Origin of the sequence: Bradyrhizobium sp. SZCCHNR2028, assembly GCF_032380995.1 — a bacterium.
Lineage (GTDB): Bacteria > Pseudomonadota > Alphaproteobacteria > Rhizobiales > Xanthobacteraceae > Bradyrhizobium.
The window spans coordinates 441,000-465,281 of sequence record NZ_JAUHJF010000001.1; the positions used below are offsets into that span (position 1 = coordinate 441,000).

21 protein-coding genes are annotated in these 24,282 nt (G+C 65.4%); 12 read left to right on the forward strand and 9 right to left on the reverse strand.

Annotated features, from left to right (window positions below):
• Positions 1-51: 51 nt before the first annotated feature.
• From QX121_RS02015 to QX121_RS02025, 3 genes are all read left to right on the forward strand, one after another.
• On the forward strand, positions 52-1,476 hold the full coding sequence (locus QX121_RS02015; RefSeq protein WP_315811038.1) for an efflux RND transporter periplasmic adaptor subunit: 1,425 nt from the start codon (positions 52-54) through the stop codon (positions 1,474-1,476).
• Complete coding sequence (locus QX121_RS02020; protein ID WP_315779887.1) at positions 1,473-4,646, forward strand: efflux RND transporter permease subunit; 3,174 nt, start codon at positions 1,473-1,475, stop codon at positions 4,644-4,646. Before QX121_RS02015 ends, QX121_RS02020 begins: the two co-directional genes overlap by 4 nt.
• A gap of 198 nt (positions 4,647-4,844) precedes the next feature.
• Positions 4,845-4,997, forward strand: coding sequence for a GNAT family N-acetyltransferase (locus QX121_RS02025; protein WP_315811132.1), 153 nt, complete (start codon positions 4,845-4,847; stop codon positions 4,995-4,997).
• Positions 4,998-6,004: 1,007 nt separating this feature from the next.
• Here QX121_RS02025 and QX121_RS02030 read toward each other — a convergent pair.
• Complete coding sequence (locus QX121_RS02030; protein ID WP_315757464.1) at positions 6,005-7,024, reverse strand: 1-aminocyclopropane-1-carboxylate deaminase; 1,020 nt, start codon at positions 7,022-7,024, stop codon at positions 6,005-6,007.
• A 145-nt stretch (positions 7,025-7,169) separates the two neighbouring features.
• On the opposite strand from QX121_RS02030, the gene QX121_RS02035 reads away from it, so the two are divergent.
• Both QX121_RS02035 and QX121_RS02040 read left to right on the forward strand, forming a co-directional pair.
• Positions 7,170-7,646 carry an Lrp/AsnC family transcriptional regulator gene (locus tag QX121_RS02035; RefSeq protein WP_315774749.1) on the forward strand — a complete coding sequence of 159 codons (477 nt, stop codon included), beginning with the start codon at positions 7,170-7,172 and terminating at the stop codon, positions 7,644-7,646.
• Between the two features lie 91 nt (positions 7,647-7,737).
• Complete coding sequence (locus tag QX121_RS02040; protein WP_315785412.1) at positions 7,738-8,592, forward strand: DUF2147 domain-containing protein; 855 nt, start codon at positions 7,738-7,740, stop codon at positions 8,590-8,592.
• Positions 8,593-8,681: 89 nt separating this feature from the next.
• Here the strand turns inward: QX121_RS02040 and QX121_RS02045 are convergent, their stop codons facing one another.
• Together QX121_RS02045 and QX121_RS02050 are read right to left on the reverse strand one after the other, a co-directional pair.
• Positions 8,682-9,089 carry a cupin domain-containing protein gene (locus tag QX121_RS02045; RefSeq protein WP_315737931.1) on the reverse strand — a complete coding sequence of 136 codons (408 nt, stop codon included), beginning with the start codon at positions 9,087-9,089 and terminating at the stop codon, positions 8,682-8,684.
• A 48-nt stretch (positions 9,090-9,137) separates the two neighbouring features.
• Complete coding sequence (locus QX121_RS02050; protein WP_315757460.1) at positions 9,138-9,836, reverse strand: ribonuclease activity regulator RraA; 699 nt, start codon at positions 9,834-9,836, stop codon at positions 9,138-9,140.
• Positions 9,837-10,085: 249 nt separating this feature from the next.
• On the opposite strand from QX121_RS02050, the gene pxpB reads away from it, so the two are divergent.
• Genes pxpB through QX121_RS02065 form a run of 3 tightly spaced genes read left to right on the forward strand, consistent with a single transcriptional unit; the run spans position 10,086 to position 12,666 of the window.
• Positions 10,086-10,817 carry a 5-oxoprolinase subunit PxpB gene (pxpB, locus tag QX121_RS02055; RefSeq protein ID WP_315811039.1) on the forward strand — a complete coding sequence of 244 codons (732 nt, stop codon included), beginning with the start codon at positions 10,086-10,088 and terminating at the stop codon, positions 10,815-10,817.
• The gene (locus QX121_RS02060; protein ID WP_315811040.1) at positions 10,814-11,848 is read left to right on the forward strand and encodes a biotin-dependent carboxyltransferase family protein; all 1,035 of its coding nucleotides are present in this window, start codon (positions 10,814-10,816) and stop codon (positions 11,846-11,848) included. The genes pxpB and QX121_RS02060 overlap by 4 nt, the downstream gene beginning before the upstream one ends.
• A gap of 50 nt (positions 11,849-11,898) precedes the next feature.
• Complete coding sequence (locus QX121_RS02065) at positions 11,899-12,666, forward strand: 5-oxoprolinase subunit PxpA (protein ID WP_315811041.1); 768 nt, start codon at positions 11,899-11,901, stop codon at positions 12,664-12,666.
• A gap of 6 nt (positions 12,667-12,672) precedes the next feature.
• Here the strand turns inward: QX121_RS02065 and QX121_RS02070 are convergent, their stop codons facing one another.
• The 5 genes from QX121_RS02070 to QX121_RS02090 form a co-directional block, all read right to left on the reverse strand.
• Positions 12,673-12,822 carry a hypothetical protein gene (locus QX121_RS02070; protein WP_315811042.1) on the reverse strand — a complete coding sequence of 50 codons (150 nt, stop codon included), beginning with the start codon at positions 12,820-12,822 and terminating at the stop codon, positions 12,673-12,675.
• A gap of 160 nt (positions 12,823-12,982) precedes the next feature.
• A complete protein-coding gene (locus QX121_RS02075; protein WP_315774742.1) occupies positions 12,983-14,584 on the reverse strand; it encodes a sulfite reductase subunit alpha in 1,602 nt (533 codons plus the stop codon).
• A complete protein-coding gene (locus tag QX121_RS02080) occupies positions 14,581-16,371 on the reverse strand; it encodes a NirA family protein (RefSeq protein WP_315811043.1) in 1,791 nt (596 codons plus the stop codon). Before QX121_RS02080 ends, QX121_RS02075 begins: the two co-directional genes overlap by 4 nt.
• Before the next feature lie 345 nt (positions 16,372-16,716).
• Positions 16,717-17,871 (reverse strand): CmpA/NrtA family ABC transporter substrate-binding protein, encoded by a 1,155-nt coding sequence (locus tag QX121_RS02085; protein WP_315797401.1) that lies wholly within the window; start codon positions 17,869-17,871, stop codon positions 16,717-16,719.
• Complete coding sequence (locus tag QX121_RS02090; RefSeq protein WP_012044202.1) at positions 17,868-18,458, reverse strand: ANTAR domain-containing response regulator; 591 nt, start codon at positions 18,456-18,458, stop codon at positions 17,868-17,870. The genes QX121_RS02085 and QX121_RS02090 overlap by 4 nt, the downstream gene beginning before the upstream one ends.
• A gap of 113 nt (positions 18,459-18,571) precedes the next feature.
• Here QX121_RS02090 and rimO point away from each other — a divergent pair, with 113 nt between their 5' ends.
• Positions 18,572-19,897: a 30S ribosomal protein S12 methylthiotransferase RimO gene (gene rimO, locus QX121_RS02095; protein ID WP_315811044.1), complete on the forward strand. Its 1,326-nt coding sequence runs from the start codon at positions 18,572-18,574 to the stop codon at positions 19,895-19,897.
• Positions 19,898-19,988: 91 nt separating this feature from the next.
• Here the strand turns inward: rimO and QX121_RS02100 are convergent, their stop codons facing one another.
• The gene (locus QX121_RS02100) at positions 19,989-21,110 is read right to left on the reverse strand and encodes a DUF2336 domain-containing protein (protein WP_315737921.1); all 1,122 of its coding nucleotides are present in this window, start codon (positions 21,108-21,110) and stop codon (positions 19,989-19,991) included.
• A 418-nt stretch (positions 21,111-21,528) separates the two neighbouring features.
• Between QX121_RS02100 and QX121_RS02105 the strand changes: the two genes are divergently transcribed.
• From QX121_RS02105 to QX121_RS02115, 3 genes are all read left to right on the forward strand, one after another.
• The gene (locus tag QX121_RS02105) at positions 21,529-22,725 is read left to right on the forward strand and encodes an acetylornithine transaminase (RefSeq protein WP_315737920.1); all 1,197 of its coding nucleotides are present in this window, start codon (positions 21,529-21,531) and stop codon (positions 22,723-22,725) included.
• Positions 22,726-23,114: 389 nt separating this feature from the next.
• Entirely contained in the window at positions 23,115-23,396 is a 282-nt protein-coding gene (locus tag QX121_RS02110) for a hypothetical protein (protein ID WP_315737919.1), read from the forward strand.
• A gap of 120 nt (positions 23,397-23,516) precedes the next feature.
• The gene (locus QX121_RS02115) at positions 23,517-24,272 is read left to right on the forward strand and encodes a hypothetical protein (RefSeq protein WP_315737918.1); all 756 of its coding nucleotides are present in this window, start codon (positions 23,517-23,519) and stop codon (positions 24,270-24,272) included.
• The last annotated feature ends 10 nt before the right edge of the window (positions 24,273-24,282 follow it).

The window sequence follows — 24,282 nt, forward strand, 5'->3', positions numbered from 1 at the left end:
CCCCAGTCTCCCAACGGATAGCGCGCGCCCAGCGCGCCTCACGGTGATGCCATGAACACGTTGCGTCTGCTCGCGACCATTGCGGTCGGTGCTGGCCTCGGCTTGGGTGGGCTCGTATCCATCCAGACCACGCCTCCGTCGTTTCGCGCCCCTCTTGCCGCCGCCGCGGCGGATCGGATGCCGCTGTACTATCGCGACCCAAGCGGTGCCCCCGCTTGGTCGGCGACCCCCAGGAAGGACGATCGCGGGCGCGACTATCTGCCCGTCTACGACGACGATCAAGCGGGGCCGGAGCCGGCCAAGCCGAAGCAGCAGGCGGACTCCTCACGCAAGATTCTCTACTACCGCAATCCGATGGGCCTGCCGGACACGTCTCCCACTCCGAAGAAGGACCCGATGGGAATGGACTACGTTCCCGTCTACGACGGCGACGAGGCCGACGACGGCGTGGTGAAGCTGTCGCCCGGCAAGATCCAGCGCAGCGGCGTGAAGTCAACGCCGGTCGAGCGGCGCACGCTCCACGTCGCGGTGAAGGCGCCGGGCACCATCCAGCTCGACGAGCGGCGCATCTCCGTGATCGCGATGCGCGCCGAAAGCTTCGTGCAGAAGATCGCCGACGTGACGACCGGCACGCGCGTCAGAGCGGGCCAGCCGCTGATGGAGATCTATAGCTCGGCGATCGCGGCGGCCGCCGCCGAATATCTCTCCACCATCAATTCCAACATCGTCGGCGGCAATGCCGCCTATGGCCGCGGCTCGCGCCAGCGGCTGACCAATCTGGACGTGCCGGAGCCGGTCATCGCGGCCATGGAGAAGTCGCACGTCGCCCCCGTGACGGTGCAATGGTCGGCACCGCGCGACGGCATCGTGCTCGAGCGCAATGCGATCGAAGGCATGCGTGCCAATCCGGGCGACGTACTGTTCCGCATCGCCGATATCTCGCTGGTCTGGGCCCTCGTCGACGTCGCCGAACGCGACCTCGGCAGCATCGCGGTGGGTCAGCCCGTGATGATCCGCGCGCGCAGCTTCCCGGGGCGGACCTTCGCTGGCGCGATCGCGGTGATCTATCCCCAGGTGAACAAGGACACGCGGACGGCGCGGGTGCGGATCGAGCTCGCGAATCCGGACCTCGCGCTGCTGCCTGACATGTATGTCGATGCCGAGATCGAGACCGCAGCCCCGGCGCCGGTGCTGGCTGTGCCGGCGGAGGCCGTGCTCGACACCGGCAGCCGCCAGGCGGTCCTGATCGACAAGGGCGACGGCCGCTACGAGCCGCGCGCCGTCAAGCTCGGTCGCCACGGCGCTGGCTATGTCGAGGTGCGGGACGGTCTGTCGGAAGGCGAGGCGGTCGTCACGTCAGCCAACTTCCTGATCGATGCCGAGAGCAACCTCAAGGCCGCGTTGAAGAGCTTTGCCGAAGCAGCTGAACAGCAGCCCGCCAACGCCGATCACGCCGGGATGGGAGCGCACAAATGATCGCCCGCATCATCGCCTGGTCCGCGCGCAATCTCCTGCTGGTCCTGTTCGGCACCGGCTTCGCCGCAGCCGCCGGATTCTACGCGCTCATTCATCTGCCGCTCGACGCGATCCCCGATCTGTCGGACACACAGGTCATCGTCTACACCGAATATCCCGGTCAGGCGCCGCAGGTGATCGAGGATCAGGTCACCTATCCGCTGACCACGGCCATGCTCACGGTGCCGAAGTCGAAGGTCGTGCGCGGCTTCTCGTTCTTCGGTGTGTCGTTCGTCTACGTCATCTTCGAGGACGGCACCGACATCTATTGGGCACGCTCGCGCGTGATGGAATTCCTGAACAGCGCAGCGTCGCGGCTACCGGCGGGAATTGCACCCACGATCGGCCCCGACGCCACCGGCGTCGGCTGGGTCTATCAATACGCCGTCATGTCGAAGGAGCTGAACCTCGCCGACGCCCGCACGATCCAGGACTGGACCCTCAAATTCGCATTGGCCAAGGCCGAAGGTGTCGCCGAGGTCGCGAGCATCGGCGGCTTCGTCAAGCAGTACAACGTCGTTCTCGATCCGCAGCGGATGCGCGATCGCGGCGTCAGCATGCAGAAGATTCGCGACGCGATCCGTGCCAGCAATGCCGATGTCGGCGGCCGCACCGTCGAGCTCTCGGAGTTCGAATACGTCATCCGCGGCAAGGGCTACATCAAGAATATAAACGACCTCGGCAACATCGTGCTGAAGACGTCCGGCGGCACGCCGGTGCTGCTGCGCGACGTCGCAACCGTCGAGCTCGGTCCGGACGAGCGGCGCGGCATTGCCGAGCTCAACGGCGAGGGCGAAGTCGCCAGCGGTATCGTGCTGCAGCGCTTCGGCGTCAACGCGCTCGATGTCATCGAGAACGTCAAGAAGCGCTTGCATGAGATCGCGAGCAGTCTGCCAAAATCGGTCGAGATCGTTCCGGTCTACGACCGCTCGAACCTGATCTATGCCGCCATAGCCACGCTCAAGCACACCCTGCTCGAGGAGAGCATCGTCGTCGCCCTCGTTTGCGTCGTCTTCCTGCTGCACGTCCGCAGCGCCCTGGTCGCGATCCTGATGCTCCCGGTCGGCGTGCTCATGGCGTTCGGCGCGATGAAACTGCTCGGGCTCGGCTCGAACATCATGAGCCTGGGCGGCATCGCGATTGCGATCGGCGCCATGGTCGATGCCGCGATCGTCATGATCGAGAACGCCCACAAGCACCTCGAGCGGGCCAAGCCCGACCAATCGCGTGTTCAAATCCTGATCGACGCGGCCGCGGAGGTCGGCCCTGCCCTGTTCTTCAGCCTCCTGATCATCACCGTGTCGTTCATGCCGATCTTCACGCTGGAGTCGCAGGAAGGCCGGCTGTTCAGCCCGCTCGCCTTCACCAAGACGTTCTCGATGGCGGCGGCCGCGCTGCTGTCGGTCACGCTGGTGCCGGCGCTGATGGTGATCTTCGTGCGCGGCAGAATCATTCCCGAGCGCCGCAACGTCATCAACCGCTTGCTGATCTGGATCTACCGGCCCGTCATCAAGGGCGTGCTGCGGGCCAAGACGATCGTGATCCTCGCCGCGGTCGCGGTGCTCGCGATCTCCATCTGGCCGGCGCGCCAGCTCGGCACCGAGTTCATGCCCAGCTTGAACGAGGGCACGCTGCTCTATATGCCCACGACCCTGCCCGGCATCTCCGTGACCAAGGCCGCGGAGCTGATGCAGATGCAGGACCGCATCATCAAATCGTTCCCGGAGGTCGCTTCGGTCTACGGCAAGGCCGGGCGGGCGGCGACCGCAACCGATCCCGCGCCGATCGAGATGTTCGAGACGGTCGTCAACCTCACGCCGAGGGATCAATGGCGCCCTGGCGTCACGATCGACAGCCTGATCGCCGAGATGGACAAGGCGCTGCAATTCCCCGGCGTTTCCAACGCCTGGACGATGCCGATCAAGGCCCGCATCGACATGCTCTCGACCGGCATCCGCACGCCGATCGGCGTGAAGGTGATGGGCACTGATTTGACCGAGATCGATCGTCTGGCAAAGCAGATCGAACGGGTCATCAAGACCGTCCCCGGAACGTCCTCGGCCTATGCCGAGCGCGGCATCGGCGGCTACTACCTCGAGATCACACCCGACCGCGAGGCGCTCGCCCGTTACGGCCTGCTGGTCCAGGACGTCCAGGATACGATCGCGGCTGCGCTCGGCGGCCAGACGGTCACCACCACGGTGGAGGGCCGCCAGCGCTTCACGGTCAACATGAGGTATCCGCGCGATCTCCGCGACAATCCGAAGGCCATCGCCGACGATGTCCTGGTGCCGATGCCGGCCGGCGGCGCCGTGCCGCTCGGCGAGGTCGCCAGGATCGAGCCGGTCCGGGGACCCACCTCGATCCGGACCGAGAACGGACAGCTTGCAACTTACATCTATGTCGACATCCGCGATCGCGACATCGGCAGCTACGTCGCCGACGCGCAGCACGCCGTCACCGAGAACATCCAGTTTCCAGCCGGCACCTACGTGGTCTGGAGCGGCCAGTACGAATATCTCCAGCGGGCCGCTGCCCGCCTCAAGATCGTCGTCCCCGTGACGCTCTCCATCATCTTCCTGCTGCTCTATCTGAACTTCAGGGCCATGACGGAGACCCTGATCGTGATGCTGTCGCTGCCGTTCGCGCTGGTGGGCGGCATCTGGATGATGTGGTGGCTCGGCTTCAATCTATCGGTCGCCGTCGCGGTCGGCTTCATTGCACTCGCCGGCGTGGCCGCTGAGACCGGCGTCGTGATGCTGATCTATCTCGACCACGCGCTCGCCGAGATGAAAGCCAGGCGGGCCGCTGAGGGCGCGCCCTTGACCCGGCGCGATCTCCAGGACGCGATCATGGAGGGCGCCGTCGAGCGCGTCCGGCCGAAGATGATGACCGTGGTCGCCATCATGGCGGGTCTGCTTCCGATCATGTGGAGCAATGGTACGGGCTCCGAGATCATGCAGCGCATCGCCGTCCCCATGATCGGCGGCATGATCTCATCGACTCTGCTCACTCTGATCGTGATCCCCGCCATCTTCGGTCTGGTGAAAGGACGTGGCCTGTCATCCGGCAGCACAGCGGCGCGCGGCGCCTCTGGCGATGGATCGGAACCGGTGGCAGAGGCGGCTTGAGCCGAAGCTTCGAGACGGAGGTTAGGTCATCGCCCTGCCGCCAGGCTCGCTTGGACACGTCGACGGGACTTGCGGATCGCGCGCTCGCGGTGGCACGCGAGAACAGCCGTCTTCCAATATGCTGCCTTGGGGGAGCTGCGCGACCTGCGTTGCGCCGACAGCGCCATTGCCTCCCCTCGTCTGGCGCAGGACACGTGCTTGCCGAGTGATTACGCCCATTGCGGCACCCTCGGCATAGGTCTGCTGCCAGCTCATCGCGGCCGCGGAATTGGTCGTGCTCTCATTCGACGGACGATGGACGCCGCGCTTGCCTTCGGCCTCACGCGCATCGAGCTGACCGTGCGCGAGTAGAACATGAATGCGATCGCCTTAAGGACGTCGGCTTCCGAGCCGAAGGGCTGCAACGCAACGCCGTCCGCATCGACGGCCGCTATGAGAACGTGATCTCGACGGCGTTCGTGGTAGCGTGAGTGTAGCATAGTACGATGATTTCGCTGCTGTGGATGTCTCCGGAGAGCATAATCGCGGGGCTTATACAAGACGGCGGTCAGGGTCTCCATTGGGATACTGCGGATTCCGAGATGAGGCCGCAGCCGGAACCTGACATGGAATGTCCAGCAGGACGCAAAACGCAAAGTCCTGCAGTCATTTCAACGCGAAGACCCCTGTCCAGTCCTTGCGCTAAAAATATTCACCTTTCGTTTTTCCGGAAACTATGATTGACTGCCGCCATCCCACCTCAACGAGAGGGGCGTTGCGCGCGATCGTCTCGACACGCGAGGTGGGGAGGCGATGGCCGCGTTTTGCCGCAGCGTGCTTGCACGCGGACGAACGGCACGGCGCGGACGTGAAATCGCAGCGTCCTGACACCCCGATGCTGGTGTCCAGCGCAATGCGCGCAAGCGCATTGTCGCCATGGTGGCCAACAAGCCCGGCGCACCAGGGAGACTGCGTATAAGCGTTAAGACCGTCGCGCAGGGAATGCCGGATGTTCGGCTGATCCTGTGGTAACTGCCGCCTGCTTTTCTTGTTGCAGGCGGGCCATGGGTGAGGCCCTCACCCGGCATTCCCTGCACCCTCTTCATTCAGAGGGGCGAACTGATGGATCCCTCGGACGCTGGCGCGTCGCGAGAAGGCGACGTCATGTGTGGATCGCTCGCGCGACACATTCGGTGTCGTCCCGGCCTTGAGCCGGGACCCATACTCACAGGCCGTAGTTTGAGGCACAGCCGGAGATGCAGAGGACGACAACAGCACCGCCGGCGGCTATGGGTCCCGGCTCGAAGGCCGGGACGACAGCGGAATGTGGTGTTGGACCTCGGACCACCGCTACGCGGCGGCGGAAGACGAAACCGCCCTCACCCGTTCCGGTACGTGTAGCTGTAGCCGTTGATCGCCGGAGCACCGCCGAGATGGGCGTAGAGCACCTTCGATCCTTCCGGGAAGTAGCCCTTCTTGACCAGGTCGATCATGCCCTGCATCGACTTGCCCTCATAGACCGGGTCGGTGATCATCGCCTCGGTGCGGGCGGCGAGGCGGATGGCCTCGTTGGTCTCGGCGCTCGGCACGCCATAGGCCGGATAGGCGTAGTCATTCAGGATCACGATCTCGTCGTCGCGGACCTTGCGGCCGAGCTCGACGAGCTCGGCGGTGTTGTCGACGATCTGGCGCACCTGGGTGCGGGTCTGCTCCGGCGTGCCGGAGGCGTCGATGCCGATGACGCGGTCGGCGCGGCCGTCGGCGGCGAAGCCGACGATCATGCCGGCCTGGGTCGAGCCGGTCACGACGCAGACGATGATGTAGTCGAACTTGATGCCCATCTCGGCTTCCTGCGCCCTCACCTCCTCGGCGAAGCCGACATAGCCAAGGCCGCCGAACTTGTGCACGGAGGCGCCGGCCGGAATGCCGTAGGGCTTGCCGCCGGCATCCTTCACCGACTGGATCGCATCCTCCCAGCTCTTGCGGATGCCGATGTCGAATCCATCCGGCACGATTCGGCTGTCGGCGCCCATCAGGCGCGTCATCAGGATGTTGCCGACGCGGTCATAGACGGCGTCCTCGTGCGGCACCCAGCTCTCCTGGACGACGACGCACTTCATGCCGATCTTGGCCGCGGTCGCCGCGACCATGCGGGTGTGGTTGGACTGCACGCCGCCGATCGAGACCAGCGTGTCGGCGTTCGACTCGATCGCGTCGGGCACGATGTATTCGAGCTTGCGCAGCTTGTTGCCGCCCATCGCGAGGCCGGAATTGCAGTCGTCGCGCTTGGCGTAGATCTGCACCTTGCCGCCGAGTGCCGCGGTCAGCCGCGGCAGATGCTCGATCGGGGTGGCACCGAAGGTCAGCGGATACTTCTTGAACTTGTCGAGCCGAAGCACGGGTCTCTCCGTGGGTGGATGAAAGGGCCGCCCCAAACATACAAAATTGCCGGGGAAAGGTGCTCTCTTTATCGTTCCTATGTTTCGTGCTTACGTCCACCAAGCTCGACTTTGGCAAGAGATACGTCCTTAGATGACAATAAATGTGAAAGAACCTTCCACCCCGGATCTCGACCGGGTCGATCGGCGCATTCTGCAATTGCTGCAGAAGGACGGCCGCATGACCAATGCCGACCTGGCCGCAGCCGTCCATGTCAGCCCGGCCACCTGCCATCGCCGCACCCAGCGTCTGTTCGAGGACGGCTACATCAGGAGCGTGCGCGCGCAGATCGCGCCGGAGAAGGTCGAGCGCAGCGCGCTGGTGCTGGTCGGCGTCGTGCTCGACCGTTCAACGCCGGAGAGCTTTCGCACCTTCGAGGCCGCGATCCGAAAGCTGAAATTCGTGCTCGACTGTCATCTCGTGGCCGGCGATTTCGACTTCTTCCTGAAGATCCGCGTCCGCGACATGCACGACTTCAATCGGATGCATGGCGACCAACTGATCTCGCTGCCCGGCGTACGCCAGACGCGCACGTTCTTCGTGATGAAGGAGGTCGTCGACAATGCGCCGCTCGATTTCTGAGCAGGTCGCGCATTGAACCGGGGACGCCGCATCAGCGACTTAACTGCGCGTGAGCTCGCTCACATCAGCAACCGACATCGCGGAGACACGGATGAAGAGGCTGTTGGCTGTTGTGGCTTTGGTTCTGGCCAGCAGTGCCGCCGAGGCGCAGTACGTCATCGAATACGGCGGCAAGACGATCCGCATCGATCCCGACCGCGGCACCGTGCAGATCCCCGGGGTCTACGACAATACCGAGCAGAAGAAGACCAAGCGCACCAAGCGCGATCCGGATCCGGCGGCCAGGCCGCAGCCCGGCGCGGACAAGCCGGCCCAGGCGCCAGCCGAGGCGGCCGTTACGCCGGCCCCGCAGCCGCAGGTTCCGGCCGCCGCGGCCCCAGCCCCTGTTCCTCCCGCACCAGCTCCGACGGCAGCCGTACCGGCGACCCCGCCGGTTGCGCCTGCTCCCGTCCAAGCGGCCCCGGCCGCCAACGCCGCGGCACCGGTTGCGCCGCCAGCCGCTGCGACGGCCGTTGTGGCACCTGCTGCGGCTCCGGCTCCTGCCGCCGCGCCGCCGCCACCGCGCCCAGCCCAGACGCCTGCCGTGACCACCGCAGCCGCGCCGCCCGCTGCGGCGCAGACCGCCGGTCGCGATCCCAACTCGCCGGTCGGCATCTGGTTGACCGAGGAGAAGGAGGGCCAGATCCGCATCGAGCCCTGCGGCACCAATCTCTGCGGCTACGCCGTGGACGCAAAGACCAACCAGAACGGCGAGCAGATCCTGATCAACATGCGTCCGAGCGACAAGACGCAGGAGAAGAAGTGGACCGGCCGCATCTTCGATCCGAACAGCGGCAGCACCTACGACTCGACCATCGCGCTGAAGGGAATGGACAGTCTGCGCGTGCAGGGCTGCGCCTTCGGCGGCATGTTCTGCGGCGGCCAGACCTGGACGCGGGTGAACTGAGCGCCGCGCCTGCGGTCGACGCTCTTTCAAATGAAAAGCGCGCGGCCCTGCGACCGCGCGCTCGAACTGATCTCGGGGGCTGCTCAGCTTCAGCCGACCTGGGTGGCGTATTCCTCGTCGGTGACGTGCTCCATCCACGTCACGTGCTCGCCATTGAGCGATTCATGCATCGCGACGTGGACCATGCCGGTGGTCGGCGCTGCGCCATGCCAATGCTTCTCGCCCGGCGGAATCCAGACGACGTCGCCGGCCTTGATCTCGCGCACCGGCCCGCCCTTGGCCTGCACGCGGCCGACGCCCTGGATGACATAGAGCGTCTGCCCGAGGGGATGGGTGTGCCAGGCCGTGCGAGCACCCGGCTCGAACGCGACACGCGCCGAGGCGACGCGAGCCGGAGCCTGTGGCGTGATGATCGGATCCTGCCAGACCGTGCCCGTAAAGCTTTCCGCCGCCGCGCGGCGGGTGGGGCGAGAGCCCGCGAGATAGACTTCGACCATTGTTCTGCCTTTCCTGAATCTGTGCCGTCGATTGATCGGGGCCGTGAACTACTTCTTCGACGCGGCGTAACGCGCCTTGGTCTCGGCGTTCATCGGATAGAGACCCGGCAGCACCGCGCCCTTGTTCACCTCGTCGACGATCCAGGCCTCCATGCGTTCCTGCTCGGGGCCCTCGGCGAGCACGTGATCGAGCATCGCCTGCGGGATCAGCACCGCACCGTCCTGGTCGGCCACGACGACGTCGTTCGGGAACACGGCCACACCGCCGCAGCCGATCGCCTCGCCCCAACCGACGAAGGTCAGGCCGGCGACCGAAGGCGGCGCCGCGTAGCCGTCGCACCATACCGGAAGCCCAGTGCCGAGCACGCCTTCGAGGTCACGCACCACGCCGTCGGTGATCAGCGCGGTGACGCCGCGCTTGACCATGCGGGCACAGAGGATGTCGCCGAAGATGCCGGCGTCCTTGACGCCCATCGCATCGACCACGGCGATGCAGCCTTCGGGCATGGCCTCGATCGCGGTGCGGGTCGAGATCGGCGACGACCAGGATTCCGGCGTCGCCAGATCCTCGCGCGCCGGCACGAAGCGGAGCGTGAAGGCGGGACCGACCAGCCGCTTCTGTCCCGGGCGCAGCGGCTTGGCGCCGCGCAGCCAGACATTGCGCAACCCCTTCTTCAGCAAGACCGTCGTGATGGTCGCGGTTGTGACTTGAGACAGGGTGGCGATGGCTTCGGGGGTGAGGGACATCTTGAGACTGGCGCTCCAAACAGGCTGGCGGAAAAAAGCAGGCGCATCTTGCGAGCGACGAAGGCGGCGTCAAGGGAATGCTCGGTGCGTCCAGCGCATGCGGGGCTTGCGCCCATCCGATAAAGTCTTCTTATCGCCGAGCATCCGATTAATTTATTGAATTTTCGAGACTTTTTGCCTTTGACCCAATTCCACTTGCGATCGAAACGAGCTAGATCAGGGACCATCAACGCGGATCACTTCGGACTCATGGCCGATCCCTTTCCACCTCCCCGCCTGCTGCCCAGCGGCGACAGCGCCGTCACCGTCGAGTTCAGCCGGACGATCGACGAGATCGCCAACCGCCGCGTCCTGGCGCTCGACCATGCAGTGGCAGCGGCCGGGATCGAGGGCATCACGGAGACGGTGCCGACCTATCGTTCGCTGCTCGTGCATTATGATGCTGACGTCATCGACCACGACACGCTCGGGGCAAGGCTATTGGCGCTGTCGGCCGGGTCGCTCGCGCCGGACAGCGAGGTCAGGCGCTGGCGGGTTCCGGTCTGCTATGGCGGAGAGAATGGCATCGACCTCGAGGATGTCGCGAAGGCGTTGAGTCTCACGCCGGACGAAATCGTCGCGCGCCATATCGCCAGAACTTATCGCGTCGCAATGATTGGCTTTACCCCCGGCTGGTCCTATTTGTCCGGTCTCGATCCCACGCTGCAGATGTCGCGCCGCCAGAATCCGCGGCTCTCGACGCCGGCAGGCATCATCGCCATCGGCGGCATCCAGACCGGCATCCAATGCCTTGCGGGCCCCTGCGGCTGGCACCTGCTCGGCCGCACCGCGATGCGGACGTTTCAACTGCATCGCGACCCGACCTTCCTGCTCGAGCCTGGCGACGAGGTCAGCTTCTACGCCGTTGACGTGAAGACCTTCACCGAGCAGGAGCGCGCCGCCGAGGGCGGCGAGCTCATTGCCGAGCGGATCGCCGCATGAGCACGCTCGTCGTCTCACAGATCGGCCCGGCAAGCTCGGTCCAGGATGGCGGGCGTTTCGGCGCGCAGCGCTACGGGCTGACACCGTCCGGTGCAATGGACAAGCTGGCGCTGGCCGCAGCTAACAGCCTCGTCGGCAATGAGCCGATGGCGGCTGCGATCGAGATCGGCCCGTTCGGCGCGACCTTCACGGCGAAGGGCGGCGCGGTGCGCGTGGCGCTCGCGGGCGCGCAACGACCGGCGGATGTTGCCAAGCGGCAGGTCGAGATCAACACGTCGGTGACGCTGAACGACGGAGAGGAACTCACGCTCGGCTTTGCTCGCGGCGGCTCCTTCACCTATCTCGCCGTCGAAGGCGGCATCGCCGGCGAACCGATGTTCAACAGTCTCTCGGTGAATGCACGCGCTGGACTTGGCAGTCCCTACCCGCGGCCGCTCCAGGCCGGCGACGTGTTCGAGGTCGCACCCGCCGGCGACGCGCCGGAACTGCGGATCGATCTGCCGAAAATTAGCGGCGCGATTCGAGTCGTCATGGGGCCGCAGGACGACGAGTTCAGCGACGAGATGAAAGCGCTGTTCCTCGGCAGCGACTGGATGGTCTCGGCGACCAGCGACCGCATGGGCTATCGGCTCGAGGGGCCGCAGATCCGCCACCTGCACGGTCACAACATCGTCTCGGACGGCACTGTGGACGGCAGCATCCAGGTGCCCGGCAATGGTTCGCCGATCGTGCTGATGTCGGACCGCGGCACCAGCGGCGGCTATCCGAAGATCGCGACCGTCATCACAGCCGATTTCGGCCGCCTGGCGCAGACGCCCGCCGGCACGCCGTTCCGCTTCAAGGCGGTGAGCATGGTCGAGGCACAGGCCGAGCTGCGCCGCTATAAGGACCTGTTGCGCAGCCTGCCCGGCCGCGTCACCGCGATCGCGAGCAGCGACTTCAACGTCGATGCGCTGCTCACGGCCAATGTGGCCGGTCATGCCGTCAGCGCAACCGACGCCACCACTTGGCCTGGAGTCACTCCCGATTAGTTTGATCACATCTCACGTTGCTTCGGACCCATCAACGAGCGGACCCTGACATGACCAGCACCGTCGATCTGAACTGCGACCTCGGAGAAGGCTTCGGCCCGTGGGAAATGGGCAATGACGTCGCGATGATCGAGCTGGCGACATCGGTCAACGTCGCCTGCGGCTTTCATGCCGGTGACGCCGACATCATGCGGCGGACGGTCGAGATGGCGAAGGCCAAAGGCGTCAGCGTCGGCGCGCATCCCGGCTATCGCGATCTGCATGGTTTCGGTCGGCGTCCGATGCCGGGGCTGAAATCATCGGAGATCGAGAACCTCGTCGCCTATCAGATCGGCGCCCTGCAGGCGATCGCCACCGCGGCCGGTCACAAGGTCACGCATGTGAAGGCACACGGCGCGCTGTCCAATGTCGCCTGCGAGGACGAGATGACGGCGAACGCCATCGCCAAGGCGATCAAGGCCGTCGATCCCAGCCTGATCTTCGTCGTGCTCGCCAACTCCAAGCTGGTGACAGCTGGCGAGAAGGCCAATCTGAGGATGGCTCACGAGGTGTTTGCCGATCGCGCCTATGGCGACGATGGACTCCTGCTGTCGCGCAGCAAGCCCGGCGCCGTGCTGCACGATCCCAAGGTCATCGCCGATCGCGTCGTGCGCATGGTTCTGGACGGCGCGGTGATTTCGGTGACTGGCAAGGTGATGAAGATGCGGACCGACACCGTCTGCATCCATGGCGACACCGCCGGCGCGGTCGAGATTGCGCGGGAGGTCCGCAAGGCACTCGACGCGGCCGCCATCACGGTCGCGCCGTTCAAGAGGTGATGAGAATCAGAACGGATGCGTGAAAGACGTGCCCAGGGTGATCGCGGCAATCAGCGCCATCGCGCTGTAGAAGGCAACCAGCGCGACGGTTGCGCTGCGCTCGCGAATGGCGCGGGCCTGGGGCATGTGTCGCAGGGGCGTCGATATCGTCCGCATGGCCGGTCTCCTGAAGTTCCGGCCATGAGAAAAGCGTTCCCGCGGCCGGGTGCAAGGCAACCGGCGAAATAACGACAAGCCCCCTGTTTCGGGTCCGCTTGGAACCAAAAAATTCTCGATCGGTGTTCCGACCAAGAAATATTCTCCATCGGGTTCCGGCTCAGTAGACGTCGAGTTGGAACCGGCCCTTCTTCTTGAGGTCCGCAACGAAGCTGACGGCCTCATCCGTGGACCGGGCACCAAACTGGGCGACGATGTCGACCAGGGCGCGCTCGACGTCCTTGGCCATGCGCTTGGCGTCGCCGCAGATGTAGAGGTGGGCGCCGTCGGCGAGCCAGGTCCACACCTCACGGCCGACCTCGCGCATGCGGTCCTGGACGTAGAACTTCTTGTCGCCGTCGCGCGACCACGCCAGCGACAGCCGCGTCAAGAGGCCCGCGGTCTTCATGGCGTTGAGCTCGTCGGCGTAGAAGAAGTCGCAGTCGCTGCGCTGATGGCCGAAGAACAGCCAGTTCTTGCCCGGCGCGCCGGTCGCCCTGCGATCGAGCAGGAAGGCACGGAACGGAGCAACGCCGGTGCCGGGGCCGACCATGATGATCGGCGTCTTGGGATCGGCCGGCAGCGCGAAGCCATGCGCCTTCTGCACATAGACGCGCAGCTTGTCGCCGGGATTAATCCGCTCGGCCAGGAACGTCGAGGCGAGGCCCAGCCGCTTGCGCTTCCCGATGACGTAGCGGACGCAGTCGACCGTCAGCGACAACTTGCCGGGCGTGGCATTGTGCGACGACGAGATCGAGTAGAGCCGCGGCTGCAGCGGCTCCAGCGCCTCGACGAAGGCTTCGGGATGCGGCCGGACACCGGAGAACTTCTGCAGCACCGCCATCACATCGAGCGTCGCCGCATCGCCATCGGGATCCTCACCCTGCGCCAGTTGCCGCGCCTTCTCGCGGGTCGCGCCGCCGGTGATGAAGGAGATCAGCTCGAACAGCGAATCCGGCGCCGGCGCCAGCGAGACGTCCTCGAGCAGGCACTGCCGCAGCGGCTTGCCGTTCACCTCGGTCATGTGCGAGGCGCCGAGCAGCGCGATGATCTGGTCGACCAGGCCGAGATCATTCTTGGCGAAGATGCCGAAGGAATCGCCGACGACGTAGTCGAGCCCGCTCTCTCCCAGATCAAACTCGATGTGCCAGGTCTCTTTCTCCGAGCCCGGCTTGTTGAGCAGGCGCCGCGACAGGAACGTCGCCTCGACCGGATTGTCGCGCGAGCGGCCGGGCTCGCTGACGACGACGGAGACGGTGGCCGGCGCGGCAGCAGCGGGCTTGGCGGCCGCCGGAGCCGTGTCGATCTCCTCGTAAAGAGCCTTCAACATCCGCGCGGTTTCTTTGCCACCGGGGACGCACAGATTCAGCCGCGCCTCGCTGCGACCGGCAATCGCATCCGAATAGTCGTTGCAATTGTAGCCACATTGGCCGCAGTCCTGCTGCGCCATGGCTGCCATCATGCGCCGGCGCAGCGGGCGACCCTCGGCCAGCTTCATGCGTTCGGCGATCGGCATGGTCTGATCGTGCCATGGCGCCTCGCCGTCATCACCGTCGCCTGCGGGCGCGAGCACAGCGCCGTTCTGCGTCGGCGACAATGCTGTCGAGCCGTCTAGACCGAGCGCTCCGGCCAGGAAGCCGTTGAGCCACGAGCGCTGCGCCTCGGAAAATGGCGCCGTCGGAGGAATGATATCGATGTTGGGCATGGGCGTGATCTGGTTCATGCTGACACCTGCGACGAGGTCTGGGCTTCGGCGAGATTGCGCAGCGCTTCGCCGTCGTGACGGCGTGCGAACGAGAGGAAGGTCTCTTCGGGCGAGGCGCGATGGGCGAGATAGGCCTTGAGCAGCTTCTCGACGGTTACAGGCGCATCCGCCGCCTTGAGGTCGCGATAGACCTCGCGGCCGATATCGGCCTGAGGGCCGAAACCACCCCCGGCGAACAGATGATAGCCTTCGACCGTGTCGTCGCCGTCACCAACCGGCACCTTTGCCGCGATCAAGCCGATGTCGCTGATGTAGTGCTGGGCGCAGGAGTGATGACAGCCGGTGAGATGAATGTTCAGCGGCGTGTCGACGTCCACCCTGCTCTCGCACCAGTCGCCGATCTCGGCCGCATGTTTCTTGGTGTTGGATGCTGCGAACTTGCAGCCGGCGTTGCCTGTGCAGGCGATCAGTCCGGCGCGGATGTGCGAGGCCTTGACCGACAGTCCGATCTGCTCGACCGCGGCGCAGGCCAGCGCGACCTTGTCGTCGCGGACGCCCGATAACAGCAGGTTCTGCCACACCGTGAGCCGGATCTCGCCGTCGCCAAGATCCGCTGCGATTCTGGCAAGCGCGCGCATCTGATCCGTGGTCAGCTTGCCCAGCGGCAGCACGACGCCGATCCAGTTCAACCCTTGCTGCTTCTGCTGGTGCACGCCGACATGGGCCATGCGGTCGGAGTCGGGTCGCGGCTCGAGCGCCTCGTCCGGCACGCGTGCAAGCTTGCGGCCGAGCCTCGTCTCGACGGCTTCCATGAACTTGTCGTGCCCCATGTTGTCGAGCACATATTTGAGCCGCGCCTTGAGACGATTGGTGCGGTCGCCGGTCTCGATAAAGAGCCGCACGATGGCGTCAGCCACCTCGGTCGCCCGCTCCGGCTCGACGATGATTCCGGTCGACTTGGCAAAATCCTTGTGTCCCGTAATGCCGCCGAGGCCGAGTCTGAACCACACGCCGGGCGCAACCCCAAATCCGTCCTTCACCTCGACCGCCGAGAACGCAATGTCGTTGGTGTCCTCGAGCGCCGCGATCTGCCCGGCACCGTCGAAAGCGACGTTGAACTTGCGTGGCAGGCCGTACAGCGAACGGTCGTTGAGGATGTGGAAATGCCATTCGCGCGCATAGGGCCGCGTATCCAGCAATTCCTGCGGATCGATCCCCGCGGTTGGCGTTCCCGTTACGTTGCGGATGTTGTCGGCGCCGGAGCCGCGCGCGGTCAGACCGAGATCCGAGAGTCCCTCCAGCAGCATGACCGCGTGCCTGGGTGGGATTTCGCGCAGTTGCAGGTTTGCCCGCGTGGTGACGTGGCTGTAGGGACCGCAAAGCTCGTCGGCGAGATCGGCGAGGCCGGTCAACTGCCAATGCTTCAGGATGCCGTTGGGGATGCGCAGACGGCACATGTAGGAGTCCTGCGCCGGAGCGACGTGAAACAGGCCGTAGTAGCGCCAACGGAAATTGTCGGCCGTGGATGGCGCGGCATCGTTGCGCGCCTGCTGCTTCAGCCGCTCGTAGGCATCGAACGGATGTCCTTCGCGCTTGACCTTTTCCTGGTCGGCGAGCTTCCGTCCCGACGCGATCACCTTGTCCTGCGCCTTGATGTGGATGGCGTCCGGACCGGTCGGCTCGCTTGCTGTCGGCGCGCCACCCTGGCCGCGTCCTGCGAGCGTGACCTTGAGGCCCGCGGCCAACCCTTCGAGGTAGCGCTTCTGCTCGTCGTTGAAGTCGACTGACAACGATTCGATTTTCATGGTGGCGGACGAAGCTCCAGCGGCCAGGGCGATTGGCGTTCGGGAATGGGATGAGGATCGCATCGTCCGACCGGCCGGTATGGCCTGATTCAGGTGAGCGATCCGACCAGCTTCGTTGCTGCGGAAATCCGACATGGATTGCAGTCAGCGGCGTCTGCGGCGGCCGACTGCACCGCAACATTCAAGTTGCGTGCCAGCGGGACAAATCAAGAAAAAGCGTGAAGAATCAGGTCGCTACCCGAATCGATGAAGGCGCGTTGTCAGGCTCAAGCCCCGAAATACGGGCACGCCGCCCAAAAATTGGTCGGCGGCGCCCGGTGCCCAGACCCTGATCGGAGCGGTGGATCAGGCCGTCCAGCGGCCGATCTTGAATGCCTTGAGATGGCCGATCACGTCGTCCACCGCAAAAGGCGGACCAGCGAACGCGCCGATGGCGGCATCCGTGCCGACCGCAGCCGTGCCCATCGCCGCGTCGTAGATATCCGGCCGGAACACGCCCATGGCGGTGCCCAGGGCTTCATTGCTGAGGGGAGTCTGGCCCCACCGCACCATCTGGGCATACAGCCATGCCGCCTGGATCTTCTCGGGCCGTCCCGCTTCTTCCCGGCCCACCAGCAGATAGCGCGAGCTTTCGCGGAAGGTGCCGTCCGGCGAGATCTTGAGGCGGCCGTCCAGCGTACGCTGGAGCACCTCCGCATCGACGCCGATCCGCTCCGGCTGGGCCAGGATACGCGCGGCTTCTGCGTGGTTCTGCTCGATGAAGTCGGCGGCCTTGGCGCAGGCGCGGACCAGGCCGGCGAGGGCGCCGGGATTCTTGTCAGCCCAGCTCTGCCTGACCGCCAGCACCTTTTCGGCCGCGCGTACCAGCACGTCAGACACGAAGTGGAGAATATGGCCGATGCCGAGATCGACCGCGATCGAGTTCCACGGTGCTCCGACGCAGAACGCGTCGACGTGACCGTTGGCGATGCTCTCCACCATGTAGGGCGGCGGCAGCACCACGAGGCGGACGTCCTCATCGGGGTCGACGCCGCCTGCGGCCATCCAGAACCGCAACTGATAGTTGTGGGTCGAGAACGGAAACGTCATGCCGAAAGTCAGCGGCTCGGCGCCGGCCTTGCGCCGTTCAGCGACGACGCGCGCCAGGGCCAGCGCCGTCGCCATCGGGTCGAAACGATCACCCTCGAGGTGGGCCATGATTGCCGCATGCAGCGCCGGCGTCACGGTGATCGCGTTGCCGTTCACGCCGAGATTGAACGGCGCGACGATCGGAACCTTGACGTGGCCGATACCAAGACTGGACGCAATGGCCACCGGTGCCAGCAGATGCGCGGCATCGAACAGGCCAATGTTGAGCTTGTCGCGGACGTTCGACCAGGAGACCTCGCGGACGAGGGTGACGTCGAGCCCCTCCGCGGCCGTGAAGCCCTTATCGACGGCGACGATCAGCGCCGCGGCATCGACCAGCGGAATGAAGCCAATGCGAAGCGGGCCGGTCATTTCAACATCTCCGAGGCGGTCAGGATCGATTGTGCGATCTCGCCGATCTTCTTCTTTTCGCGCATGGCTGTGGAGCGCAACAGCACGTAGGCTTCCTCTTCGGTGAAGCCCTTCATCTTCATCAGAATGCCCTTGGCGCGGTCGATCACCTTGCGGTCCTCGAGCGCGGACTTGGCGCGCTCCAGCTCGTCCTGAAGCTTGGAGAACGCATTGAAGCGGGAGATGCAGAGGTCGAGGATCGGCTTGATCCGCTCCTTCTTCAGGCCATCGACGATGTAGGCGGAGACGCCCGCCTCCACCGAGGCCTGGATCGAAGCTGCGTCGCTCTGGTCCACGAACATCGCGATCGGCCGGCGGACGGCGCGGCTGACCTGGAACATCTGCTCCAGCACGTCGCGGCTCGGGTTCTCCAGGTCGATGACGATGACGTCCGGATCCAGGGCATAGATGCGCGCCAGGAGACCCTGCATCTCGCTGACATGCACGACGCCGGTAAAGCCCGCTTCCCGCAAGCCTTCCTCGAGGATGGCCGCGCGGATCGGGCTTTCGTCGACGATCACGATTTTAGGCGATTGCTCGGCGCTCATCGATCACCAGGTTGTCCGGGCCCTCACCCATAGCATGGACGTGGCCGCGTCAAAGCCTTGTCTTTCTGGGCAATTCGGACTAGCTGACGCCTATCTCATCAGGCAGTTCCAAGATGCAGCAGGGTTCGGCGCCCAAGATCAGCTTTGTTTCGCTCGGATGTCCCAAGGCCTTGGTCGATTCCGAGCGCATCATCACGCGTCTCCGCGCCGAGGGCTACGAGCTTGCCCGGAAGCATGACGGCGCCGACGTCGTCATCGTCAACACCTGCGGGTTCCTGGACAGTGCCAAGCAGGAATCGCTGTCGGCGATCGGCTCCGCCATGGCCGAGAACGGCAAGGTCATCGTGACCGGCTGCATGGGCGCCGAGCCGGAGCAGATCGAGCAGGCCTATCCCGGTGTGCTGTCGATCACCGGCCCGCAGCAGTACGAGAGTGTGCTGGACGCCGTACACCGCGCGTCGCCGCCTGCGCACAACCCTCATCTCGACCTGGTTCCTCCGCAGGGCATCAAGCTTACGCCCCGGCACTACGCCTATCTGAAGATCTCCGAAGGTTGCAACAACCGCTGCACCTTCTGCATCATCCCGAAGCTGCGTGGCGATCTGGTGTCGCGCCCCGCAGCCGACGTGCTGCGCGAGGCCGAACGGCTGGTCGCAGCCGGGGTCAAGGAGCTCCTGGTCATTTCGCAGGACACCTCGGCCTATGGGCTGGACCTGAAATATGCCGAAAGCGCCTGGAAGGACCGCAGCGTCCGGGCGCGCTTCCTCGATCTGGCGCGCGAGCTCGGCGAACTCGGAGCCTGGGTCCGGCTGCATTACGTCTACCCCTACCCGCATGTCGACGAGGTGATTGGCCTCATGACGGACGGTAAGATATTGCCTTATCTCGACATCCCATTCCAGCATGCCAGCCCGAACGTCCTGAAGGCGATGCGCCGCCCGGCGGCGCAGGACAAGACGCTGGACCGGATCAAGGCCTGGCGGGCAGCCTGCCCCGACCTTGCGCTGCGCTCGACCTTCATCGTCGGATTCCCCGGCGAGACGGACGCGGATTTCGCCTATCTGCTGGACTGGCTGGATGAGGCCGAGATCGATCGGCTCGGATGCTTCAAATACGAGCCTGTGGCCGGCGCGACCTCCAACGCCCTACCCGACCAGGTCCCGGACGCGGTCAAGCAGGAGCGCTGGGACGCCCTGATGGCTCGCCAGCAGAAGATCTCGGCGCGCCGGCTCAAGCGCAAGGTTGGAACGCGTCAGCAGGTGATCATCGACGAGGTCGGGCCAAGCGTCGCCAAGGGCCGCACCAAGGCTGATGCCCCCGACATCGATGGCGCCGTTTATCTGTCCAGCCGGCGGCCGCTGCGTGTCGGCGAGATCGTCACGGTCAAGATCGAGCGTGCCGACGAATACGACCTGCACGGCACGGTCGCGGGTTTCTAGCGCGGCTCTGTCGCGTCTCGGGCCACCCGCCGGGAACTCGGGGGAATTACAGACGGGCGTGTCAACGCGTCCTGGACCTGCGGACCGCCCCTCAGTGCGAGGAGCCCGTGGTGCGAACTGACCAGAGCTTCAGCAGGCGAAGCGCCTCGTCCTGCTTCAGTTCGAGATATTTGTTCTTGAGCTTGGTCAGCTCGTCGGGAGGCGTTGCACCTGAGACGAACCGGCTGTCGAGGATGGCCGCAACCGTGACCCAGCTCAGTCCAGCGGCCTTGCACGGCACGAGAATGCCGTCGCTGCGCAGGCTCTGCATCAGCGGCCGCACCAGCTCGATGCTGCATTTCGCGAGCTCCGCGATGGCCGCGATCGTCTCGCCGTAGCGCCGCTGACGGGCAAATTCCAGCAGCGCGGCCTCGGTCAGCTTTCCGCCCTGCTTCAGCTGGCCAACCGCCACCTTGGAGCTGCCACCATCGCGGTTTCGCGACATGTCGCGCTCGGCGTCGACCGTGGCCGCTGAAATGGCGCTGCGGATTTCTTCGTAGAGATGCGGCGGCGCCGACGCGAGCAGCCGCGCCCTCACCGCCTCCGTCGCGCGCTGCAACAGGGTCCTGCGCAAGGCTGCCGGCAGATCGGCGCGGATGCCGGCCGCGACCGTGAGCTCCGCATCTCCAGCCGCCTGTGCCACGATGGCGGCGAATCCGGCGGGAGACACCCGCGCCCCGGGATTCCTCATCAGTTGGCGGCTCACGCTCGGATAGCGTCGCGCGAGCAGCGCATCGGTAACGATCTCCTGCAGCCACCAGCGCCCGGCGATCGCAATCAGGTGCTTCTCGCCGCGCGTCTGCGCGATCTCGACGAGATCCTCGCTGCTCAGCCGCGGCGATTCCGAAAGCACCGGCCCCGCGACGGCGATGTCGTCATGATAGGCCAGCCGCCGGATCACGCCGGCCGGCGCCTGCGGGATCGGGGCAAGCTGGGCGCTGAGTTCGGCGAGTGCGATCCGGGCACCGACGTCGGCCAGCGCGCGCAGCTCGATGGTGTTGACGAGACGCTCGAAGACGTCGGCAAACAGCGCGTGCTGCTCGATATCCAGGCTGCCGGCCGAGGCGACGAACAGGGCGGCCACCCGCTCGGCCACGCCGGAGCAGCGGTCGGCTGAGCCGGTGGCTATGGCCGCCTGCACTTCTTCGGCGATCGTGAGATGGGGGTTCGACATCGCTCTTCCTGAGCGCTTGCATTTTCAAGCTGCCCGGCAAAGTAAACGCAGCCGCTAAATGTTTGGTAAAGTTGTCACTAAAGCGCGAGACCCGAGATTGGATCGTGCGGCCTTCGCACCGGCCGGCGCTTCCCTCGCCGCTTCCCGGAGCAGCGGCCCGTATTGCAGCCTGCAGGCCGGCATCTTGACACCGGTTGCGATTTGCCTGTATGGCCGCCGCATGATCTTCAACCGGACCAACCGCCGCGCCGCCGTTTGCCGTCGTCACCGCCGTGACGATGCCGGGGCGCGCCATGTCCGAAGACGTTGCTGATCAGCTAGCTCATCAGCTCCAGGTTTTCGAGAAGGCCGCTCCCGCAAAGGAGCGGCCTTCTCGCTTTTTGGCCCACCGTTTCCCCCTGAGCACAGGAGATTGCACATGCTGACCGCCTCCCATCCCTACGACGCTCTGATGGAGATCACGGCGCGTCCGCGCACCGTTTTCGTTCAGGGCAAGGGCTCCTGGCTATGGGACGACGACGGCAAGCGCTATCTGGACTTCATCCAGGGCTGGGCCGTGAACGCGCTCGGGCATGCGCCGCCGGAGCTTGCCAGCGCGCTCACCAACCAGGCGGCGCGCCTGATCACGCCGAGCCCAGCTTATTTCAACGATACCAGCCTGCAACTCGCCAAAGCACTGGTCGACCGCTCGTGCTTCGACCAGGTGTTCTTCACAAATTCGGGCGCCGAAGCCAATGAAGGCGCCATCAAGCTCGCGCGCAAATACGGCGCCCTGCGCAAGAACGGCGCGTATGAGATCATCACCTTCGAGGGCGGCTTCCACGGCCGGACGCTGGCGACGATGTCGGCTTCTGGCAAGAAGGCGTTCGAGCCGCTGTTCGAGCCGAAGGTACCGGGCTTTCCCAAGGCGCGCCTGAACGACATCGACTCGGTCGAGGCGCTGATCTCCGACCAGACGGTCGCGATAATGCTGGAGCCGATCCAGGGTGAGGCCGGCGTATGGCCCGCGACGGACAAGTTCCTGCAGCATTTGCGGGCGCTGACCGCCGAGCACGGGCTGCTGCTGATCGTTGACGAGATCCAGACCGGAATGGGCCGCACCGGAAAGCTGTTCGGCTATGAGCATGCCGACGTCCTCCCGGACATCATGACCTTGGGCAAGGGCATCGGCGGTGGCGTCCCGCTCGCCGCCCTGCTGGCGACCGATGCGGCGTCTTGTTTCGAGCATGGCGATCAGGGCGGCACCTTCAACGGCAATCCGCTCATGTGCGCGGCGGGACTTGCTGTGCTCGACGTCATCGAGAAGCCGGAGTTTCTCAAGGCTGTCGCGGACAACGGGATCTATCTCGAGAGTGAGCTGCAGCGCATCTCGGCAAGGCACGGCCTGGGCGAAGTGCGCGGCCGTGGTCTATTGCTCGCGCTCGACGTGATCAGACCGATCGCGCCGGCGATCGTCGCGCATGCCTTCGAGCTCGGCCTGCTGCTGAACGCGCCGCGTCCGGATGCGTTGCGCTTCATGCCGGCGCTCAACGTGACCCGGGACGAAATCGCGGCGATGATCGACACGCTGGATGGCATCCTGACCAAGGTCGGCGCTGCCCGGTGCGTGGCGTAGCAGCTCAGGTCGCTAGGACCGGCGCGGCATTCATCAGTCGAGCCGACCTTGCGGGATGCGCGTCCGGAGGGGCGCGCGATCGCCGAGAACATGATTGTCGGAGGAGCGGAAGCATGCCGGCGCGAAGACGAGGAGCCACAACGTCAGGTCTATCGTGTCGCGCCGGAGGCTCCAGAACCGGACGTCGATTGACCTAGATCAAAGACAGCGCGCCGCCTGACCAACGATCTTTGCGGAGCCAAACACCTGCGGTCCGATGACATACGTTATATCCTTGTGGATATAGCGTTGTACGGGATGTGATCAGCTCGGAGGGACGAGGCTTGCCGGACCAAGCTGATGATCATTCCGCCGACAACGACGTCGGTACGACACAAGGAGATACGAGAATGGCGAGAGACAATCTGGCTCGGGCACTACCCGTCACGGACGCCGCGAGCCACATCGCCCCCGCTGCCGCCACCGAAGAGGTTTTGATTCACGTCCGCTTCTTTCCGAACTCGGACATCAACTCGATCGGCGAGAAGCCGGCCGGGCTCACCGCGAACGAATGGTACGAGCGCCTGCTCGAGATGGCACGTCCGCACTATCGGACGTTCGCCGGCGGCCGCGGATTCTTCCGCATCCCCCGCCCCTGCTTCGACGCGATCCTGAAAGGCGTTGCTGCCTGACGTCGGCTCTCTCCGGATGAGGCAGCGGGCGTCCTCTCTGCCTCATCCTTGTCGACCGCGGTGCGCCGGGTGCGCCGCGGTCGCTGACGTTTTGGTTCGTGCGGGCGTCGGAGGACAACATTGAGCGAAGCAGCTTTCAGCGAACTGCGACGGGTCTTCAGCGCGCTGCTGGCGTCCGGGCAGGCCTCGCAGAACCTGGCGAACATGCTCGCCGACCGCGCCTTCGATCTGTTCGAAGCCAACATCCATGCCCAGACGGCGCATCTGCCCGCCCTCGCCTGCGCCAAAGGCTGCCCCTCCTGTTGCGCGCTGCGCGTGACGGCGACGGCACCGGAGATATTCCTGCTCGCGCGCTACGCCCGGCAGATCGATCAGCGCATGCCGGCAACCGCGCTCGGCTCGCTGTCACGACGGATCAAGCTCGCCAACCGCGCGACGCGCGGCTTGGGCGAGACCGAGCGAATGAAGCTGCGCCAGCCTTGCCCATTCGTCGTGCGCGGCGGCTGCATCATCCATCCCGCGCGTCCGCTCGCCTGCCGCGGCCATGCCTCGTTCGACCGGCGCGCCTGCGCGCAGGCCATGGCCGGCCGCGAGGTGGACGTGCCGGTCTCGGCGCCACACGTCGCTCTGCGCGCCCTGGTGCAGGATTCGCTCAGGGAAGCGCTCGACAGCGCAGGACTCGCCGCTGGCCTCTATGAGCTCAATCAGGGTCTCGTTCTGGCGCTCGACGACCCCGAGCGCGAGCGCGCCTGGCGCGACGGACAAGACAGCCTCGCGCCGGCGCGGATCGAGGCGTCGACGACGGCAGCGCAGACGGACGCGGTGCTCTGGAGCCGGGCTTCGGCTGGTGGCGCTTCGATCCGGGACGAATTCTAGCGGCAGATCC